This is a genomic window from Streptococcus infantis, assembly GCF_047460405.1.
GTDB lineage: Bacteria > Bacillota > Bacilli > Lactobacillales > Streptococcaceae > Streptococcus > Streptococcus infantis_Q.
In genome coordinates, this window is the sequence record NZ_JASHGH010000012.1 from 22,513 (window position 1) to 43,017 (window position 20,505).

At 42.3% G+C, this 20,505-nt stretch carries 10 protein-coding genes; all 10 read left to right on the forward strand.

The annotated features are described in order from the left end of the window. Positions 1-21 precede the first annotated feature (21 nt). Positions 22-9,198 carry a DUF6531 domain-containing protein gene (locus QM928_RS06490; protein WP_414294822.1) on the forward strand — a complete coding sequence of 3,059 codons (9,177 nt, stop codon included), beginning with the start codon at positions 22-24 and terminating at the stop codon, positions 9,196-9,198. After that, a complete protein-coding gene (locus tag QM928_RS06495; protein ID WP_414294821.1) occupies positions 9,195-9,917 on the forward strand; it encodes a TipC family immunity protein in 723 nt (240 codons plus the stop codon). The genes QM928_RS06490 and QM928_RS06495 overlap by 4 nt, the downstream gene beginning before the upstream one ends. A gap of 146 nt (positions 9,918-10,063) precedes the next feature. Further along, on the forward strand, positions 10,064-13,204 hold the full coding sequence (locus tag QM928_RS06500; protein ID WP_414294820.1) for an RHS repeat-associated core domain-containing protein: 3,141 nt from the start codon (positions 10,064-10,066) through the stop codon (positions 13,202-13,204). Next, entirely contained in the window at positions 13,182-13,607 is a 426-nt protein-coding gene (locus tag QM928_RS06505) for a hypothetical protein (RefSeq protein WP_153225808.1), read from the forward strand. Before QM928_RS06500 ends, QM928_RS06505 begins: the two co-directional genes overlap by 23 nt. 69 nt (positions 13,608-13,676) lie before the next feature. Then, on the forward strand, positions 13,677-14,054 hold the full coding sequence (locus tag QM928_RS06510; protein ID WP_153225807.1) for a hypothetical protein: 378 nt from the start codon (positions 13,677-13,679) through the stop codon (positions 14,052-14,054). 227 nt (positions 14,055-14,281) lie between these two features. Next, positions 14,282-16,798 (forward strand): RHS repeat-associated core domain-containing protein, encoded by a 2,517-nt coding sequence (locus QM928_RS06515; RefSeq protein ID WP_414294818.1) that lies wholly within the window; start codon positions 14,282-14,284, stop codon positions 16,796-16,798. 10 nt (positions 16,799-16,808) lie between these two features. Continuing rightward, positions 16,809-17,303, forward strand: a complete 495-nt coding sequence (locus QM928_RS06520) for a hypothetical protein (RefSeq protein ID WP_000037407.1) — start codon at positions 16,809-16,811, stop codon at positions 17,301-17,303. A gap of 495 nt (positions 17,304-17,798) precedes the next feature. Next, positions 17,799-19,553 carry an RHS repeat-associated core domain-containing protein gene (locus tag QM928_RS06525; RefSeq protein ID WP_414294817.1) on the forward strand — a complete coding sequence of 585 codons (1,755 nt, stop codon included), beginning with the start codon at positions 17,799-17,801 and terminating at the stop codon, positions 19,551-19,553. A gap of 3 nt (positions 19,554-19,556) precedes the next feature. Then, entirely contained in the window at positions 19,557-19,895 is a 339-nt protein-coding gene (locus QM928_RS06530) for a hypothetical protein (RefSeq protein ID WP_153225051.1), read from the forward strand. A gap of 306 nt (positions 19,896-20,201) precedes the next feature. Beyond that, positions 20,202-20,363, forward strand: a complete 162-nt coding sequence (locus QM928_RS06535) for a hypothetical protein (RefSeq protein ID WP_083301275.1) — start codon at positions 20,202-20,204, stop codon at positions 20,361-20,363. The last annotated feature ends 142 nt before the right edge of the window (positions 20,364-20,505 follow it).

Below are 20,505 nucleotides of genomic sequence, written 5' to 3' on the forward strand. Positions count from 1 at the left end.
GGGCAAGAACAACTGTTTCGGGTGGATGAAACTCACTTTGTGACGCATATTGGTAGTGATATCAAAACATATATTGATAAAGAAGGGGTAGAAGTTCCTGTAGATTTATCTCTTTATTCTTATCATGCTAATGGGAAGCATTATTATCTACCAAAAGAATCTCCAGTAGGTGTGGTTCTCCCGAGCGAAGTTAAGAAAGAGACTCCCATTGATATTACACATAAGGATGATAAAATTTCTTTGTATCCGCTTGATAAAACATATGAACAAGCAACTGTAGAAAAGAATGCGATCTTATACAATAACGTTGATGGCAAAACAGATGTGCAATATACGGTACAGTCTAATGGAGTCAAAGAAGAAATCATTTTAGCCGAGTGGGGTGGGAAGAACTCCTTTACTTATGGTTTGGATGCATCTAAGTATGATGTTTCTTTGAAAGACAATCAAATCCTTGTCCGTGAAAAGGGGAAAACGAAGATCCTCTTTGTACTAACTGCCCCAATGATGGTGGATAGTGTAGGCGCTACAAGTAATGCCTTAACCCTTGGATTGAAAAAAGGGGATGGGCGTCATGAAGTGACAGTCACAGCTAGTAAAGAGTGGTTGTCTGCTTCTGAACGTAAGTATCCTGTTCGGATAGACCCAACTGTAACAGTTCCACGAGAAAAAATTCTTGACATTGTTACCTCATCTGTACATGGGCAATATCAAGGTTATGCCTATGGTTATGTTGGATATATGACCGCTGAGATGATGGGAATGGCTGGTGTTCCAGGTGTTCGTGATGTCGGACGCGCGAGGATGTACTTTAAGATTAATTACGATTTTCAAAAGAGTATTCCTAAGGAAGCGCGTATTGATAGTGCGAGTCTAAACATCTATGAATATACGGCACCAGATTCTCAATCAACCCAGTTTGCAGCTTATCGCTTGAAACAAGACTTTGATATCAATAACCTCACATGGGATACTTCTGTGGGCCTTGATATGGAAATCGCAGGAAAAAATGCGACTAGTGGTAAGAAGATTGGGATGCATAATTTTGATATCCGGGAGACTGTAAACGCATGGGTTCAAGGTTTGGAACCAAATTATGGTCTAGTTGTAGCTGCAACTGACGAAGGTTCAGATGGTGGTGCTTTCTATACAACCGAAGCGACGGCAGAAAATGCAGGACAGATTGGGTTTACTCCAGACAAGGCTCCAAGTTTGACGATTAATTGGTCCGTTCCAGATCCAGTTGATGTCAATTATCCAATAGGGAACACAACCATCAATCTTCGGACCATGGTGAAAACAGATAAGAAAGGAAAACTGCAATTCCAGGGTGTCTTTGCGGATGGTCTGACAACGCCGGGAGCTCAGGTTGATTATAACCTAAGTGACACTGCGAAAGACTACAAGGGTCAAAGTTCTGCAAGTTTTTCTTACAAATACCCAGATAGTAGTTCCTTTGATGCAGCCTTTGAAAAAGGAACGACCAAATATAAAGACAAGCTTTCAAACTGGCAGACTCAGGTGCCTTTTACAGAACCTGAACTAAACAAGGTTTATACGATTGACGCAGAGAGTAAAAAGGATGGTCAAACTAGTGGTAAAAAATCAAGTGATACATTCTTGATTTACAAAGTTACCCAGTTTGATACCCTTCCAAAGATTGCGGCATACTATGGAGTACCACTCAATCAACTTGCTTACGATAATCGTATCCAAGATATGATGCTTGTGCAAAATAACACCCTTTTTATTCGTAATCCAAGAAAGAATGCCGACAAACCTTATAATCCACCAGCTTTGACATCCAACACCAAGGCGGAAATAGACAGGCTTTTAATGGGGCGTGGCCTTCACTGTGAATTTGGATTTGAGCCAATCAATCTAAACACGGGGAATTTCTACCTAGATCGAACAGATGTTTCTATCACTGATGTTGACGGTAAATTTGAAATTACTCGCGCCTATAATTCTAAAGCAGCAGGCATCAATAGTCTCTTTGGACGTGGTTGGTCATTTGCCTTTAATGAACAGTTATCAAGCGATGAAGATCAAAATATCTACTATACTCGTACAGACGGTTCCATCCTGAAGTTTGCGAAGGATGGAGATGGATATCGTGCTCCAAGTGGCTATGACCTCACTCTCGAAGTAAAAACAGTTGAAACGAAGAAGGGTGACTTTGGCGGAGACGAAAAAGAAGACTATGATGTAAAGGAATACCGAATTGTTGATCACAATCATCAAGAGAAAACCTTTAACTATCACGGACTCTTAACGAGCCAGACGGATGAAAAAGGTAATAAAACAAGCTTTGATTATAATGAAAATTACCAGCTGACCAAGATTACCTCTCCTACAGGCTTGGTTTATAGTATCACCTATAATACAGATGGCTATATTGGTGCGATTCAAATCCCTAATGGCTCAACTTTGACCTATGAATACGACACGAATGGTCATTTAATTACTTATACGGATGCGACGGGAGTTCCTACTCGTTATGAATATGACGATAAGGGACGTATGACAGCCTGGTATGATGGAAATGGGACCAAGGTTATCCAAAACGAGTACGATGAGGAAAATCGTGTCATCAAGCAAATAGATGGTGCAGGTGCTGTTTCAACTCTTTCTTATAGTGAAGGTCAGACAATCACTACCGATGGAAATGGCAATCAAACCGTATATACTTACGATGAGCAATATCGCACAACTGGCATTCGCTATGCCGATGGAACTAGTGTCTCAAAAACGTATGATGAAAACAACCGTCTGTCAAGCGTGACGAATGAAGCGGGGCAAACAACTCGCTACACCTATGACAGCAATGGAAACACCTTGACAGAAACGCGTTTTGATGGTGCGGTAAAAACTTCTAGCTATGATGAGAAGAACCATCTTCTATCCTTGACCGATTTTAGTGGTGCCTCAACAGCTCATACCTATGATGCAAATGGCAATCTAATCCAGACAACATTGCCAGATGGGTCTAAGATTACCTATACTGTCGATCAGCAAGGGCGCATCTTGTCTACAACAGATGCGGCGGGGCATACAACTTCCTTTGCCTATGAAGGTGCGAATCTGGTAAGCCTCACTAATCCTTTGGGAGGCGTATCAACCTTTACCTATAATGCACACAATCAAGTCACTAGCATTACGAATCCTCTCGGTGGGACCAAGACCTTTACCTATGATGCAGAAGGTCGCAAGCTGAGCGAAAAAGATGCCGATGGTGTTGGGACGAGCCATACTTTTGATAAGGCAGGTCAAGTGACAGCTGTGACAGAAGGCAATGGTAATACGACTACCTTCACCTATGATGGTTTTGGACGTAAAATCGGTGCTTCGAATGGAGAAGGTGGAACCTATAGCTACACTTATGATGGTGTTGGAAACCAGCTTTCCGTGACTGATGCAGAAGGACACACTACTAGCTATACCTATGATAGTAAGGGTCGTTTCCTAACAGAAACCAATGCTTCGGGTCAAACGACTACCGTTACTCGTGATGCGCTGGGTCGAATTGTCACTCGAACCAATGAAGCAGGTAATAGCAGTAGCTTGACTTATGATGATAGAAACAATGCCGTTAAAACCATCACAGATGCTTTAGGTCAAGTTACTCAAAATACTTATGACGCAGCAGGAAATATAACCTCAGTTTCTTACCCAATCGGTACAAAGGCAGAGACTACTTATGATATCATGGGTCGTGTGCTATCTTACACCGATGAAGCAGGTCAGACAGTGACCTACACCTATGACAGTGTCGGTAATAAACTCAGTGAAACCAAAGAGAAAAAGACTACCAGCTACACCTATGATGCTGCAGGAAATGTGACAGGTGTTACCTACCCAGATGGTAGCAGTGTTTCATATGTGTTGGATGCGATGGGGAATATTCTGTCCATGACAGACGCCCTTGGAAAAGAAACGACTTATGAATATAGCAAGGCAGGGCGTCTGATCGCAACGACCAATGCCTTGGGTCACCGCACCAGCATGACCTATGATGCCAATGGCAATCAAAATAGCCTAACAGATGCGGCAGGCTATACTGCTAGCACGACTTATACAGGCCAAAATCAAGTTTCCAGTATTACAGATGGTTTAGGTAATGTCACTAAGATGGCCTACAACCAGATGGAACAGTTGACAGAGTTGACAGATGCCTTGGGTGGCAAGACTCAGTACACCTATAATGAACTAGGCTATCCGACCCAAGTCACCGATGCCAATGGCAATGTCACTAAGATGACCTATACTTCAACGGCTCAATTGGAAGAAGTGACTCTTCCAGACGGAACTACCGTAAGACAAGAATACGATGCCCTTGATCGTCTCATCAAGCAGACGCATTCTAGCGGCTTGGTGACGGAGTACAGCTACGATGCTGCCAACCGTGTAGTGAACAAAAAAGATAATCAGGATCTCAATGAGACCTATACTTACGATAAGGCAGGAAATCGTCTCACTTTAACCAACAGCTTGGGTGAAGTTACCCAATATAGCTACAATAGCGACAACCAACTGACTAAGGTGGTCTACGCAGATAAGACCAGCGAAACCTTCACCTATGATGTCATGGGCAATGTCGCAAGCTCAACTGACCAAGAAGGTAAGACAAAGACCTATCACTATGATCAAAATGGTAATCTGCTTAAGACCGTCGATCATCTGAAACGTGAAACTAAGTATAGCTACGATGCCCTCAACCGAGTGGTGACAGAGTCGGATGCCGATGGCAATACCTCTACTTACGAATATGATGTCCTAGGCAACCTCTCTAAAATGACCGATGCCAATGGCCATTCAAGTAGCTATGGTTATGATGCCAATAAAAAATTGGTACTCTATACAGATCCAAATGGTCAAGCGACAGCCTTTAAGTATGACCCATTAGGACGAATCATCGAAACAGTAGCTCCAACAGGAAGCAAGCAAAGTTTCAGCTATGATGCTTTGGGCAATCGCTTGAGCGAAACAAGTGGCGAAGGACATACAACGACCTACAGTTATGACAGTATGAACCGTGTCAGCAGTAAGAAACGTCCAACAGGTGGAGAGGATCAGTATGCCTATGACGCTACAGGTAGCTTGGCAAAAGAAACAGATGCTAACGGTCATAGCACCAACTATGTCAATGACCTTTATGGTCGTGTGACCAAACGCACCTTACCAAATGAGGCGGCTTATACCTACGCCTATGACGCCTTGGGCCGTCTCACCAAGCAAACAGGTCCACAGGGGCTATCAAAAAACTATAGCTATGATGTGTCTGGAAACTTGGTGCAAGAGACAGACCAATCCGATCGAAGCAATCACTATAGCTATGACAAGGTTGGCCGTCTCTTAACGGCTAAGAACGCCCTTGACCTTGAAACCAAGTATAGCTACGATGAAGCGGGGAATCTAGCCAAACTGACCAAGCCGTCAGGTGCTACAACCACTTTTGACTATACGACCCTCGATCAACTAAAAACGATCAAAACGCCAACTGGTCGAACAGTGGAATCAAGCTATGATCCCGTCGGTCAGGTGACCAAACGAACTATCAATGGCAAGCGCGAAACGACCTATACCTATGACCCGAATGGCAATCTCCTTGAGGAGACGAATCCTCTCGGTCAGGTGACCAAACGAACCTATGATAGCCTCAATCGCCTCACCTCAGAAAGTGATGCGGCAGGCCAGTGGACTAAGTATGGCTATGACCACGATAACCATCTCACGAAGATCACAGATGAAGCTGGTGGCGTCGCAAGCATGACCTATGATGCCAATGGCAACCTCACCAGTGTCACATCCGGAAGCAAGCGTGTCAAGACCTACACCTATGACCTAAAGGATCAGTTGCTTACAGCGACACAAGGAAGTGGAGAGAAGGCTTCTACCTCTAGCTATACCTACGACAGTGTGGGCAATGTCACTTCGGTCACGAATGGAAATGGTAAGGTCACAAGCTACAGCTATGACCAGCTTTCCAATCTAGTGGAGCGCATGAACAGTCTCGGAGATAAGGAGACCTATACCTACAATGTCAATAACCAGCTCGAAAAAGTAACCAAGTCCGATGGGAAAACCATCAGCTATGACTACAACAAGCTGGATCAACTGCTCAAGGTGGAGTACTCTGAAAAGCAAGATGGTCAAGTCCTCTATACCTATGATGCGGATGGTCGTCGGGTGTCTATGAGTGACCTGACAGGAACTAGTCAGTACGCGACCAACGAAGAAGGTGAGATCACGGGTGTTCGTCAGGGAGATGGTAGCCTGATCCAGTACGAGTATGATGCTTATGGCAATATCTCGAAGATGATTTACCCAGATGGTAGCACAGTTTCCTACACTTACGATGAACTGGATCGTCTGACTTCTGTGACAGATGTCAAGGGACAAAAGACCACTTATAGCTATAACCCAGCAGGGGATCTGACGGAGGTTGTTCGAGGAGATGGGACCAAGAGCTTCTTGACCTATGACAAGGCTCACCGTCTCACCGAACTCCGTCATATGGACAAGCAGGACAAACTCATCTCCAGCTATGGCTATGAGTATGACGATGGTGGCTATATCGCTAAGGAAACCATCAAGCAGGATGGCGAAACCCTAGTCCATACCTATACCTACGATACTCTGGGTCAAGTGGAAAATATGACCGTATCGGATGGAGCTGGTAAGGAACTCTCCAAGATCTCCTACACCTATGACCTAGCGGGCAATAAGCTGACCAGCACCGAGACAGTTGATGGCAAGGAGAGCCAAACACACTTTACCTATGATGATCATAACCGCTTGACCAAACTAGAAGGTCCAGATGGCACTATCAGCTATACCTACGACAAGAATGGCAATCGCATCGCTTCTGAGAAGAACTCAGAGAAGCTAGACTACATCTACGACACCGAGAACCGCTTGCTTGCAATCAAGGACAAGAAGGGTCTTCTTATGGCTGCACTTTACGACGGGGATGATAATCGTGTCTTCACTGCTAGTCGCAAGGAAGGCAAGAACACCTATCAACTCTTCCAACGCAAGCCAAAGGATACCAAGTCAGGTCGTAAGTCGCCATACACAGCCCCAAGTGGGGAAGAAAACTCTCTCTTCTGGTATGGCTTTAGTCAGAATGTCCTCCAAGCTCTATCCACCCTACCACAGACAGTAGGAAGCATCTGGCACAGCATCTTTGACGATGTGTCGAGAGCCTACCACCAGAAAGTGGCTAAGGATCGAGCAAGTAAGGAAGGGATCGTGGTCAACCCACCAGAACTCGGTAACTTACCGGGTCAGGGAGAAGTAACCTATGCCAGTCAGGTTCAGGATGTCCTCATCCCTTATACCACACGAGAGGATACTTACAACTACTACGAGGAACGCAACTATGTCAACGATGTCAATCGTGAACATACAGAAGTCCTCGAAACCTATGACCATGATGGCAAGGCTCGTGAGACCTATAGCTATGGTAAGGGTCGAGCTAGCTACCTCAACAACCAAACAGGTGACAGCTACAACTACTTGACCAACCAATCAGGCTCTGTGACAGGTTTGACCAAGGATGGACAAGCCGTCGCTTCAACTAGCTATAACCTCTATGGGGCAAGAAAGACAAGCACAGACACGACAGGGAATCCCTTTGCCTATAATGGCGAAGCTCGCGACGATACTGGACTTGACTATTTACGAGCAAGATATTATGATAGTCAGGGAGGTACTTTCTTAAGCGAGGATAGCTACCCAGGTGAGGACACAGATCCTCTCAGCCAGAACCGTTACAGCTATGTGCAGAATAACCCCGTCAACTACACCGACCCGAGTGGGCACTTCTGGAACAGTATCAAAAAAGGCTGGAACTATGTTAAAAAGACAGCCTCTAATGCATGGAATGGTGTAAAACGAGTCGCTTCTAATACCTGGAATACGGTGAAACGAGTGGCCTCAAACACCTGGAATGGTGTGAAGAGTGTCGCCTCCAAAGCTTGGAATACGACCAAGAGTGCTTTCAACTATGCGACTAACTGGATTAGCACCCAATACAATCGTGCGGTTAATTGGGGTAGTCGACAGTGGAATAAAGTTCAAACGGCTTACAATAGTGCCAGTGACTATGTACAACATCAATATCAACTAGTGGCAGCACAGATAGAAGCTAAGCGCCAACAAGTGGTTCGATCTGCCTATGCGATAGCTACAGGCATCAAGTCTTCACCTACAATCCGAGAAGGTCTAAATCTATATCGGAATTGGAATACGGCATTAGAAAACACATTGAAACATGTCTGTGATCCAAAAACAACCGGTGCGTCCGATAAGGGAGAAAATAAGGCCAACTCGGTTGATGATTACAGTGTTTCAGCATACGAGTTTAAGCAAAATCTTAAAAAACAATATGATTTTGATGAAGAAACTTCAGAATTATTGTGGAAATTATATAAAAATATTGAGAAAAAAGAAGGTAGAAATGCCGATTATGTCTATAATCGTTTAGTAGGTGGAATTATTTATAATGATGAGAATGCACAATGGAACGATTCTGTATTAGAATACTTGAAGGATATTGTTAAATGGAATGGAACTGCTGGACCAGGTTCAACAGGTGGAGCTAAACCCCATCACACCATAGAAGAACAAATGAACCGCTTCGGATTGTCTGGAGAGAAATATGAGATTGTCAGAGCTAGTATTGTAAAACAATATAGAGATGCCAATGAAGGGAAAACTGATATAGACTTTGCTCATCAAAGTATTACTACTGCAACTAATTTATACGATAATAAAAATCGTCTTGCGAATTTTGAAGGGCTTAGAAAAGGATATTGGGGCAATAGTCACCAACATACTAATGACCTATCTGGTTGGCTAGGAGATGTGACAATCGGTAATCCTCCAAGTATGAATATACCTGATTATAAGGCTGATCTTGATGCGGTTAATATTATATCTATCATGAAAAATCAGAGAATATCCTATGTTGCAGCCACTAATCAATACTATGATCAACTTTCTACTAATAGCTATTCAAGGGAATCTGAATTTTTAAAGAATATAGGTGGAATGGAGTATGTTAAAAAGCAAATTTATAAAGAGACAGGAATCAATCATCAGGATGATACCCAAGCAATGGAGATGTTAAAAGAGAAGAACAATGTTGCTTATCAGTTTATCCAAGATTTAAGTAAGGAAAAAGGTAGATGAAAAAATTTTTAAAAATCGTACTCATAATTTTATTAGTTTTTCTAACTTTGTTTGGTCTATATCGTGTCTATCAAAAGAATTATTATAAGGGAGTGTATGAATCTTTAAGTAATGTTTTTTTGGAAATGAACTATGCAGAAACCCATAGTGGTATTTTACCTGGACTTGCTGATTTTAGTAAAGCCGTTGACGGGAGTCAATCGTTTAGAGATCCAGACTGGATAATTCCTATAGGACTTGATGCAGGCTTGTCTGAAAATGAAAGTTTAAAAGTGATTGTAGGTTTTGAAGAAACTTTTATTATTGAATACCAGCAACTATTATCTGATGGGAGATATCTTTATATAAAATATGACTACAATGATAAGAAACTTAACCAATCAGTCGAAATCTCAGATTCTAAATGGTCAGTAGCGTATGACTTAGCTAGTTACAATATACTCCATAAGGATGAGGGAAAACTAGATTTGGAGGCATATAAAGAATTATCACGTCAGTCGAAAACAGGGGATTCGATACCTGATTTTTACCTAACAAATCCCAACGAAGTGTTAGAGTATTTAAAACCTCATGGAATTGATGAAGCTTGGATTAAAGAAAAATCCCACTTCATGCTCTATGATGTCGTTCTAGAACGCTGGTTTAAAAATGGTAGTCAACGTTACTCAGTTGAGAATCTTGGGGATGTAGAGATTGTGCCACTCAGTTTTTCTGAATAGATTAACCGATTTTTAGGCTATCAGTATTTAGTTGCTCTATATTGAACGGCTATCTTCTGTTGTGATAGAAACATGCAAAGACTCTCGAAGAAGGATTTCTGATTTCTTCGAGAGTTTTATGTTACACCTATGACCTAAAGGATCAGTTGCTTACAGCGACACAAGGAAGTGGAGAGAAGGCTTCTACCTCTAGCTATACCTACGACAGTGTGGGCAATGTCACTTCGGTCACGAATGGAAATGGCAAGGTCACAAGCTACAGCTACAACAAGCTGGATCAACTACTCAAGGTGGAGTACTCTGAAAAGCAAGAGGGTCAAGTCCTCTATACCTATGATGCGGATGGTCGTCGGGTGTCTATGAGTGACCTGACAGGAACTAGTCAGTACGCGACCAACGAAGAAGGCGAGATCACGGGTGTTCGTCAGGGAGATGGTAGCCTGATCCAGTACGAGTATGATGCTTATGGCAATATCTCGAAGATGATTTACCCAGATGGTAGCACAGTTTCCTACACTTACGATGAACTGGATCGTCTGACTTCTGTGACAGATGTCAAGGGACAAAAGACCACTTATAGCTATAACCAAGCAGGGGATCTGACGGAGGTTGTTCGAGGAGATGGGACCAAGAGCTTCTTGACCTATGACAAGGCTCACCGCCTCACCGAACTCCGTCACATGGACAAGCAGGACAAGCTCATCTCCAGCTACGGCTATGAGTATGACGATGGTGGCTATATCGCCAAGGAAACCATTAAGCAGGATGGCGAAACCCTAGTCCATACCTATACCTACGATACTCTGGGTCAAGTGGAAAACATGACCGTATCGGATGGAGCTGGTAAGGAACTCTCCAAGCTCTCTTACACCTACGACCTAGCGGGCAATAAGCTGACCAGCACCGAGACAGTCGATGGCAAGGAGAGCCAGACAGGCTTTACCTATGATGACCATAACCGCTTGACCAAACTGGAAGGTCCAGATGGCACTATCACCTATACCTACGACCAGAATGGCAATCGCATCGCTTCTGAGAAGAACTCAGAAAAGCTAGACTACATCTACGATACAGAGAACCGCTTGCTTGCGATTAAGGACAAGAAAGGCCTTCTCATGGCTGCGCTTTACGACGGGGATGATAACCGTGTCTTCACTGCCAGTCGCAAGGAAGGCAAGAACACCTATCAACTCTTCCAACGTAAGCCAAAGGAAGGCAAGTCCGGTCGTAAGTCACCTTACACATCCCCAAGTGGGGACCAGCACTCCCTCTTCTGGTATGGCTTTAGTCAGAATGTCCTCCAAGCCCTGTCTGCTTTACCACAGACAATAGGAAGCATCTGGCACAGCATCTTTGACGATGTGTCGACAGCCTACCACCAGAAAGTGGCTAAGGACCGAGCGACCAAGGAAGGAATCGTTGTTAATCCACCAGAACTCGGGAACTTACCGGGTCAGGGAGAAGTGACCTATGCCAGTCAGGTTCAGGATGTCCTGATTCCTTATACCACACGAGAGGACACCTACAACTACTACGAGGAACGCAACTATGTCAACGATGTCAATCGTGAACATACAGAAGTCCTCGAAACCTATGACCATGATGGCAAGGCTCGTGAGACCTATAGCTATGGTCAGGGTCGAACCAGCTACCTCAACAACCAAACAGGTGACAGCTACAACTACTTGACTAACCAATCAGCCTCTGTGACAGGTTTGACCAAGGATGGACAAGCCGTCGCATCCAGTCGCTATAACCTCTATGGAGCAAGAAAGACAAGCACAGACACAACAGGTCAGCCCTTTGCCTATAACGGCGAAGCCCGTGACGATACTGGACTTGACTATTTACGCGCAAGGTATTATGATAGTCAGGGAGGTACTTTCTTAACCGAGGATAGCTACCCAGGTGAGGAAACAGACCCTCTCAGCCAGAACCGTTACAGCTATGTGCAGAACAACCCCGTCAACTATACCGACCCGAGTGGGCACTTCTGGAACAGTATCAAAAAAGGCTGGAACTATGTTAAAAAGACAGCCTCTAATGCATGGAATGGTGTAAAACGAGTCGCTTCTAATACCTGGAATACGGTGAAACGAGTGGCCTCAAACACCTGGAATGGTGTGAAGAGTGTCGCCTCCAAAGCTTGGAATACGACCAAGAGTGCTTTCAACTATGCGACTAACTGGATTAGCACCCAATACAATCGTGCGGTTAATTGGGGTAGTCGACAGTGGAATAAAGTTCAAACGGCTTACAATAGTGCCAGTGACTATGTACAACATCAATATCAACTAGTGGCAGCACAGATAGAAGCTAAGCGCCAACAAGTGGTTCGATCTGCCTATGCGATAGCTACAGGCATCAAGTCTTCGCCAACAATCCGAGAAGGTCTAAATCTATATCGGAATTGGAATACGGCATTAGAAAACACATTGAAACATGTCTGTGATCCAAAAACGACCGGTGCCTCCGATAAGGGAGAAAATAAAGTTCCATCTGTCGCAGACTTTAGAAAGTATGAAGATGCGGCAAGACATGGACTTAGACCGGATCAGAAAGAGCGAATTGATAAAATGACATTGGAGGAGTATCTAAAGGCTCCCCCAATGACTCCTGAGGAAAATGCCTATGCATCTAATGTAAAATTTGCGAAGTTTAACCAAGAAAATAAAGCTACACTTCCAACTATAGCAGCTGAATTAATAGGCTGGAATAATGGAGAACGTTTAGTTACAGGGAAAGATCCACTAACGGGCGAAGATGCAAATCGTTGGGCGGCAGGTGCAGAGTTAGCTGTTGATATTGCAAGTAATTTCTTTCCTATAGCTAAGGCTGGCAAATTAAGGAAACTTGAGAAAGCACTTGATGCAGTAGACGCAGTCAATGATGTTTCGAAAGCTACGAAGACAGCTGATAAAGCATCAGATGTTGCTCGTGTGGCAGATAAAGTAGATGATGTTAAAGATGGGACAAGGGCTCTAACTAGTGAAGAAATTGCTGATAAATTTGTTTCGGGAATGGAAGATATTTCAGGAAAAAGTGGAACGAAAAACTTTAAATCACATGGAGGCTATAATAAAGCAATTGAAGATTTCAATTCATTACCCTTAGAAAATGTAACGGAAATTAATACTTCATTTGGTAAAGGGTATAGGGGTACTTTAGATGATGGAACAAAGGTTGTTGTTAGACCTGGAAGTACAAGTGATTTAGGAACAACACTGGAATTCCAAATAAAGCAATCAAAAGGAGGGGTTTCATATGAAATTAGATATGGAGACTAAAAATGAAGAATGGGTAGAAGTCTTTAAAGGTTTGATTTCTGTAGATAACTATAGGTTAAAAGTCTTGTTGACAAATTTGTCAGATGGTCAAGAAATTAGGCTGATTGGAGAGCAAAACCGTTTTAAATTATCATGTATTTATTATGATGAAGCACGAGTCTTTAGCAGGGAATTGTATTTATCTGCAATTCTAGATAAAGAGATGTTTACAAAATTTGAAAAAAATAATTTTCAAAATGTCATTTACGAAGTCAAGAATAGTCAATTAGTGAGAAAACTGGAATACACATCATATTATGATCTAGGAACTTTGCATTCACGACATTATATAATCATAACTCAAGATAGTGTAGTGGAGATTCTTGTTTCTGCAAATTTGAAATTAGATATCAGCCAATACTAGAAAATTTGCTAATCAAACATGTACATGACTTTAGTACAATTATCGGAAAATAGAACTTGGAGAAATGATATGGAAAAATGGACGAAAATTAAACCGGACTTTATTCCTTTTGGCGACTATGGTATTGAGATAAATATAGATGGGGACACTCTAATTGTCTACTTGGAAGATTCAGAAAAATTTAAATTTACCTTTACAAAGATCTGGGCTTTCCGAACAGTCCAGGAAAGTTTAGAATTAAGAGATAAATACTGGGAACAAGGATTGGCAGAGAACAGACCACTTTATCTGACCAACTATATCTATGAGGTCGAGAATACAGAGTTTGGTGATTTGGTCGCTTCTGCAAATATAGCTAATAAAAAGCTTCATCACTATTTCATAATGTCGACAGAATATTTAGTGGATATTCTATCTGAAAATGATGTAAAAGTGGAGAAAATATAAATTACTTTCACAAAGACAATTTGTGACTTGGTTCAATTTCTAACTAGGGGAAAATTTCCCCTAGTTTATTTTATATTAGTCTCACAGTAGACAAGCAGGACAAACTCATCTCCAGCTACGGCTATGAGTATGATGATGGTGGCTACATTGCCAAAGAAACCATCAAGCAGGATGGCGAAACCCTAGTCCATACCTACACTTACGATACTCTGGGTCAAGTGGAAAACATGACTGTATCGGATGGAGCTGGTAAGGAACTCTCTAAACTCTCTTACACCTATGACTTAGCCGGCAATAAACTAACCAGCACCGAGACAGTCGATGGCAAGGAGAGCCAGATACACTTTACCTACGATGACCATAACCGCTTGACCAAACTAGAAGGTCCAGATGGCACTATCACCTATACCTACGACAAGAATGGCAATCGCATCGCTTCTGAGAAAAACTCAGAGAAGTTAGACTACATCTACGACACAGAGAACCGCTTACTTGCGATCAAGGACAAGAAGGGTCTTCTCATGGCTGCACTTTACGACGGAGATGATAACCGTGTCTTCACTGCTAGTCGCAAGGAAGGCAAGAACACTTATCAACTCTTCCAACGCAAACCTAAGGAAGATCAATCTGGTGATCAGGCATCGCATGCAGGTAGAGGCAAGTCAGGTCGTAAGTCGCCATATACAGCCCCAAGTGGGGAGAAAAACTCCCTCTTCTGGTATGGCTTCAGTCAGAATGTCCTCCAAGCCCTATCCACCCTACCACAGACAGTAGGAAGCATCTGGCACAGCATCTTTGACGATGTGTCTAGAGCCTATCACCAGAAAGTGGCTAAGGATCGAGCAACCAAGGAAGGAATCGTGGTCAACCCACCAGAACTTGGCAACTTACCTGGTCAGGGAGAAGTAACCTATGCCAGTCAGGTTCAGGATGTCCTGATTCCTTATACCACACGAGAGGATACCTATAACTACTACGAGGAACGCAACTATGTCAACGATGTCAATCGTGAACATACAGAAGTCCTCGAAACCTATGACCATGATGGCAAGGCTCGTGAGACCTATAGCTATGGTCAGGGTCGAACCAGCTACCTCAACAACCAAACAGGTGACAGCTACAACTACTTGACTAACCAATCAGCCTCTGTGACAGGTTTGACCAAGGATGGACAAGCCGTCGCATCCAGTCGCTATAACCTCTATGGAGCAAGAAAGACAAGCACAGACACAACAGGTCAGCCCTTTGCCTATAACGGCGAAGCCCGTGACGATACTGGACTTGACTATTTACGCGCAAGGTATTATGATAGTCAGGGAGGTACTTTCTTAACCGAGGATAGCTACCCAGGTGAGGAAACAGACCCTCTCAGCCAGAACCGTTACAGCTATGTGCAGAACAACCCCGTCAACTATACCGACCCGAGTGGGCACTTCTGGAACAGTATCAAAAAAGGCTGGAACTATGTTAAGTCAGGTCTTAATTGGGCTGGCAGACAAATTAGTAGAGGCGTTAATTGGGTTGGCAGACAGATTAGTAGAGGCGTTAATTGGGTTGGCAGACAGATTAGTAGAGGCGTTAATTGGGTTGGCAGACAGATTGATAGAGGCGTTAACTGGGTTGGCAGACAGATTGATAGAGGCATTAACTGGGTTGGTAGACAGATTGATAGAGGTGTTAACTGGGTTGGCAGACAGTGGAATAAGGTTCAAACGACCTACAATAGTACAGTCGATTATGTTCAAACGAAATACCAGCAAGCACAAGCTCGTATTCAAGAACTACACTATCAAGCAATTCGTACTGCCTATGCTGTGGCAATAGGATTTAAGGCCTCCCCTACAATCCGAGAAGGCATGAATCTCCTCCGAAACTGGGGAACAGCCTTGCAGAATACCTTAAAACATGTCTGTGATCCAAAAACAACTGGTGCCTCCGATAAGGGAGAAAATAAAGTTCCATCTGTCGCAGACTTTAGAAAGTATGAAGATGCGGCAAGACATGGACTTAGACCGGATCAGAAAGAGCGAATTGATAGGATGACATTAGAGGAGTATCTAAAGGCTCCCCCAATGACTCCTGAGGAAAATGCCTATGCCTCTAATGTAAAATTTGCGAAGTTTAACCAAGAAAATAAAGCTAAACTTCCAACTTTAGCAGCTGAATTCATAGGCTGGAATAATGGAGAACGTTTAGTTACAGGGAAAGATCCACTAACGGGCGAAGACGCAAATCGTTGGGCGGCAGGTGCAGAGTTAGCTGTTGATATTGCAAGTAATTTCTTTCCTATAGCTAAGGCTGGCAAATTAAGGAAACTTGAAAAAGCACTCGATGCAGTAGACGCAGTCAATGATGCTTCAAAAGCTACAAAGGCAGCTGATAAAGCTAAAGATGCTTCGAAAGCTGCAAAGGCAGCGGACAAGGCATCAGACGCTGCTCGTGTGGCGGATAAAGTAGATGATGTCAAAGATGTTAATAAAATTCCTCAATATGTTGAAGATACTATTTCACAGATTAAAAACAATAAGGGTAATCCACCAGATGGATTTAAAGGAGGAAAAGTTTATAAAAATGAGCCTTTAGATGGTGAAGAACTCCTTCCCGATGGAATTACTTATAAAGAGTACGATGTTCATCCATATCAAAAAGGAGTGCCAAGAGGAATGGAAAGAATTGTTATAGGTGAAGATGGATCCATATGGTATACTCAAGATCACTATCAAACTTTTATAAGAATAAAATAAGGGGAATATAATGTCAAAGAAATTTAATAATAGAACATTTAGAAAGATAGAAGAAATTTATAGCGTTTATTTACCTGACGAATTTAAAAAAGTTTATGGAAATATGGAGGAACTTCCTGAAAACTGGTATGATTGGAGTGATTTTTCACCTCAGAATGTTAAGGTGTTGAGTAATTATATACAAGTAATAAAAGAAAATATAGCAGAAGAAATAGAATATGTTGATTGGAGCGATAATTGGGGAGAAGCTCCAAGTAATTTAGAACTTACAAAAGGAGAAATACTAAGTCGTTTAATGAATTCCCCAACATTATTGCCCATTTTTGGTCATAGGTATATTGCATCATGTAATACTCCAATTTCGCCTGTATTTTCAATTGTTGGTTCAGATATCATTTATTATTCAAAAAGCCTAACTGATTATTTTCATGGAATCACAGTAAGCAGAGAGACAAATCTATCTAATTTACCCCAAATTCCTTTTTGGTCCGATATTGCACAGTGATAAAGGTTAGATGAGAATACTAGGTTAAGAGAAAAATTACAACAAGTATATTTCAAAACTTTTCACCATTATCAAGTAATTGGTATTAATTTTGGGATAGATGTAATTTCTGAGAAATTTCCTCTTATTTTCAAGTTGGAAAAGTGATTGTTATTTAGTATCTGAGACTATAGGAATTTAATTATTTATTTAAGTTAATAAATTGAAAAGTTCTCAGAAATAATTTGCTTAGAATGTTTTTGAAAAACTTAAAAAGAGAAATTAAATTACATGATTATCTTAACTAGAATCGTACTAATTGTTTAAATTAACCTCTTCTGTTGTGATAGAAACATGCAAAGACTCTCGAGGAAGGATTTCTTCGAGAGTTTTATGTTACATCTATGACTTAAAGGATCAGTTGCTTACAGTGACTAAGGAGGGAATCGTTGTCAACCCACCAGAACTCGGTAACCTACCGGATCAGGGAGAAGTGACCTATGCCAGTTGGGCTCTGTGACAGGCTTGACCAAGGATGGACAAGCCGTCGCATCAAGCAGCTATAACCTCTATGGGGCAAGAAAGACAAGCACAGACACGACAGGGAATCCATTTGCCTACAACGGCGAAGCTCGTGACGATACTGAACTTGACTATTTACGAGCAAGGTATTATGATAGTCAAGGAGGTACTTTCTTAACCGAGGATAGCTACCCAGGTGAGGACACAGATCCTCTCAGCCAGAACAGCTACAGCTATGTGCAGAACAACCCTGTTAACTATACAGACCCGAGTGGACACTTCTGGAACAGTATCAAAAAAGGCTGGAACTATGTTAAGTCAGGAGTTAATTGGGCTGGCAGACAAATTAGTAGAGGCGTTAATTGGGCTGGTAGACAAATTAGTAGAGGAGTCAGCTGGGCAAACACCCAATTTAACCGAGCGTCGAATTGGGTTGGTAGACAGATTGATAGAGGTGTTAACTGGGTCAGCACCCAGGTTAACCGTGCATCGAATTGGATTGGCAGACAGTGGAATAAGGTTCAAACGACCTACAATAGTGCCCGCGACTATGTACAAACGAAATACCAGCAAGCGGCAGCACAGATAGAAGCTAAGCGCCAACAAGTGGTTCGGTCTGCCTATGCCCTAGCAACAGGCTTGAGCTCTTCCCCAACCATCCGAGAAGGAAAGAATCTCCTCCGAAACTGGGGAACAGCCTTGCAGAATACCTTAAAACATGTTTGTACAACAGCCGAACGGATCAAGAATCAAGTCGTTGATTTCGTGAGAAATGTCGACTGGAAGAAGGTTGCCGTAACTGCGGGAGCTATCGGTGTCGGTATTGCTCTTACCGTAGCGACTGGAGGTCTTGGAGCCCCCGTAGCGATGGCTATCGGTGGTGCAGCCTCTGGAGCAATCATCTCAGGATATGATGCCTATAGTTCTGGCCAACGTGGTTGGGAATTGGTTGGTTCGATTGCCAAAGGAGCAGGAACGGGTGCTATCTCAGGTCTTATTGGCGGTCAATTGATGGGAGCAGGAGCTGGTCTAGCAACTAATGTGACCCAAAATATTGGCAATCAAGCAGTTCGACAAGTTGCCAAGATTGGAGTGGAATCTGCGGTTGAGACTGCGATTGATACAGGTATTGATTTGGCCACAGGCAATAAGATTACTGGTCAAACAGTCGCTATGAACTTTGCCTTTAACACCTTTACCAACGGAGCAGGTAGTGTGTCTCCTAAGAAGGCTCCTAAGGCTGATGTGGTGACGACGAAGCCGAAATCAGGGGATGTACCGATCACGAGACCACGCAAAGATGTAACCCCTGTTCAGCAACTAGCATTGCCTGGGCCGACTAGTAAACCACTTGCCTTGCCAGCACCATCAGATAAAATATCACAAATTAATCCCTACAACATTAGGTTTAGTCAAAGTTCTGTTAATGGAGCCGATTCTATACAATCTAGTATGATATCTAATGGTTGGAAAGGAGATGCAATTGATGTTGTGAATATGCCTGATGGTAAGTTAACAACTATTGATAATACAAGGGTTATAGCTGCTAGAGGAGCTGGGATTGCTGCTACGGCTAGAGTACATCAATATACGGATCCTCTTCCAGAACAATTTATAGATAGACTTACAACTCCTGCTGGTACACCTTCAACTTGGGGAGAAGCAGTTCAGTTACGTGTTGGTAAGCAAAAATCATCTTTTCGAACCTTGAATCCATACGGTTCGTACGACTTAGAACGGAGGAATTAATTCATGCCATTTACATTTAATCATTCTTTTTTTTCCTATCCACAACAATTAAAAGATTTAGTTTCTAAAGGTATCGTTGATTTTGGTGTTTGGTACTTGATGAACGATGAAGAAACGGTTAGGAGATTTAGAGGTCTTCAAACAAGATATCCTGAGCGAACATTATATCCATTTGCAAGGAGAGGTGATAATGATGATATCGCCTGTTTTGAAGATGTTGATAGTACTCTAGTGCATATAATTCATGACTTTGCTGATTCAGGATGGGAACAAAGGGAAGTTCTACCTAATATTGATGCATGGTTAGAATACATTGAGGAGTGTAATCTTCAAGACGGATAATAATTTAAGAATTATTTGAGCTATAAGAATATTATTCCAATTTAGACCTGTTTTGGATATACAAGAATAGCGTACATATAGGATTTTATGATTTAAAGTCAGAAATAGAAGTCACTATTACTGAAATTCTGCAATAAGTTACCGTCAAAGAACATTTAGACCTCATTACCCAGATTACAGGCGGAGTGGGATTTGAGAACTAAGAAAAAATAATTACAAAGTGAAGTTGAGATGATGCGGTCTCAACTTCATTTTCAAATAGTAAGCAAAATAGTGAGGTTTAACTTAAGATAATGTGTAGGTGGAGTGACTCAGTATGCCTATGACGCTACAGGTAGCTTGGCAAAAGAAACAGATGCCAACGGTCATAGCACCAACTATGTCAATGACCAGCTAGAAAAAGTAGCCAAGTCCGATGGGAAAACCATCAGCTGTATTAGTTTTCGTAACATTAGTACATTATTTTAAGATGCCTTTTCAACTGTATTTCAATTTATAAAGAATAATGATCTTTTGAAAACATTTACACTTACTTGAATTAAGTCATTTGCTTAAAATTGTGGTATAATCGTTCAGTTAGAAAATAAATTTTTGAATACAATAGAGGAAA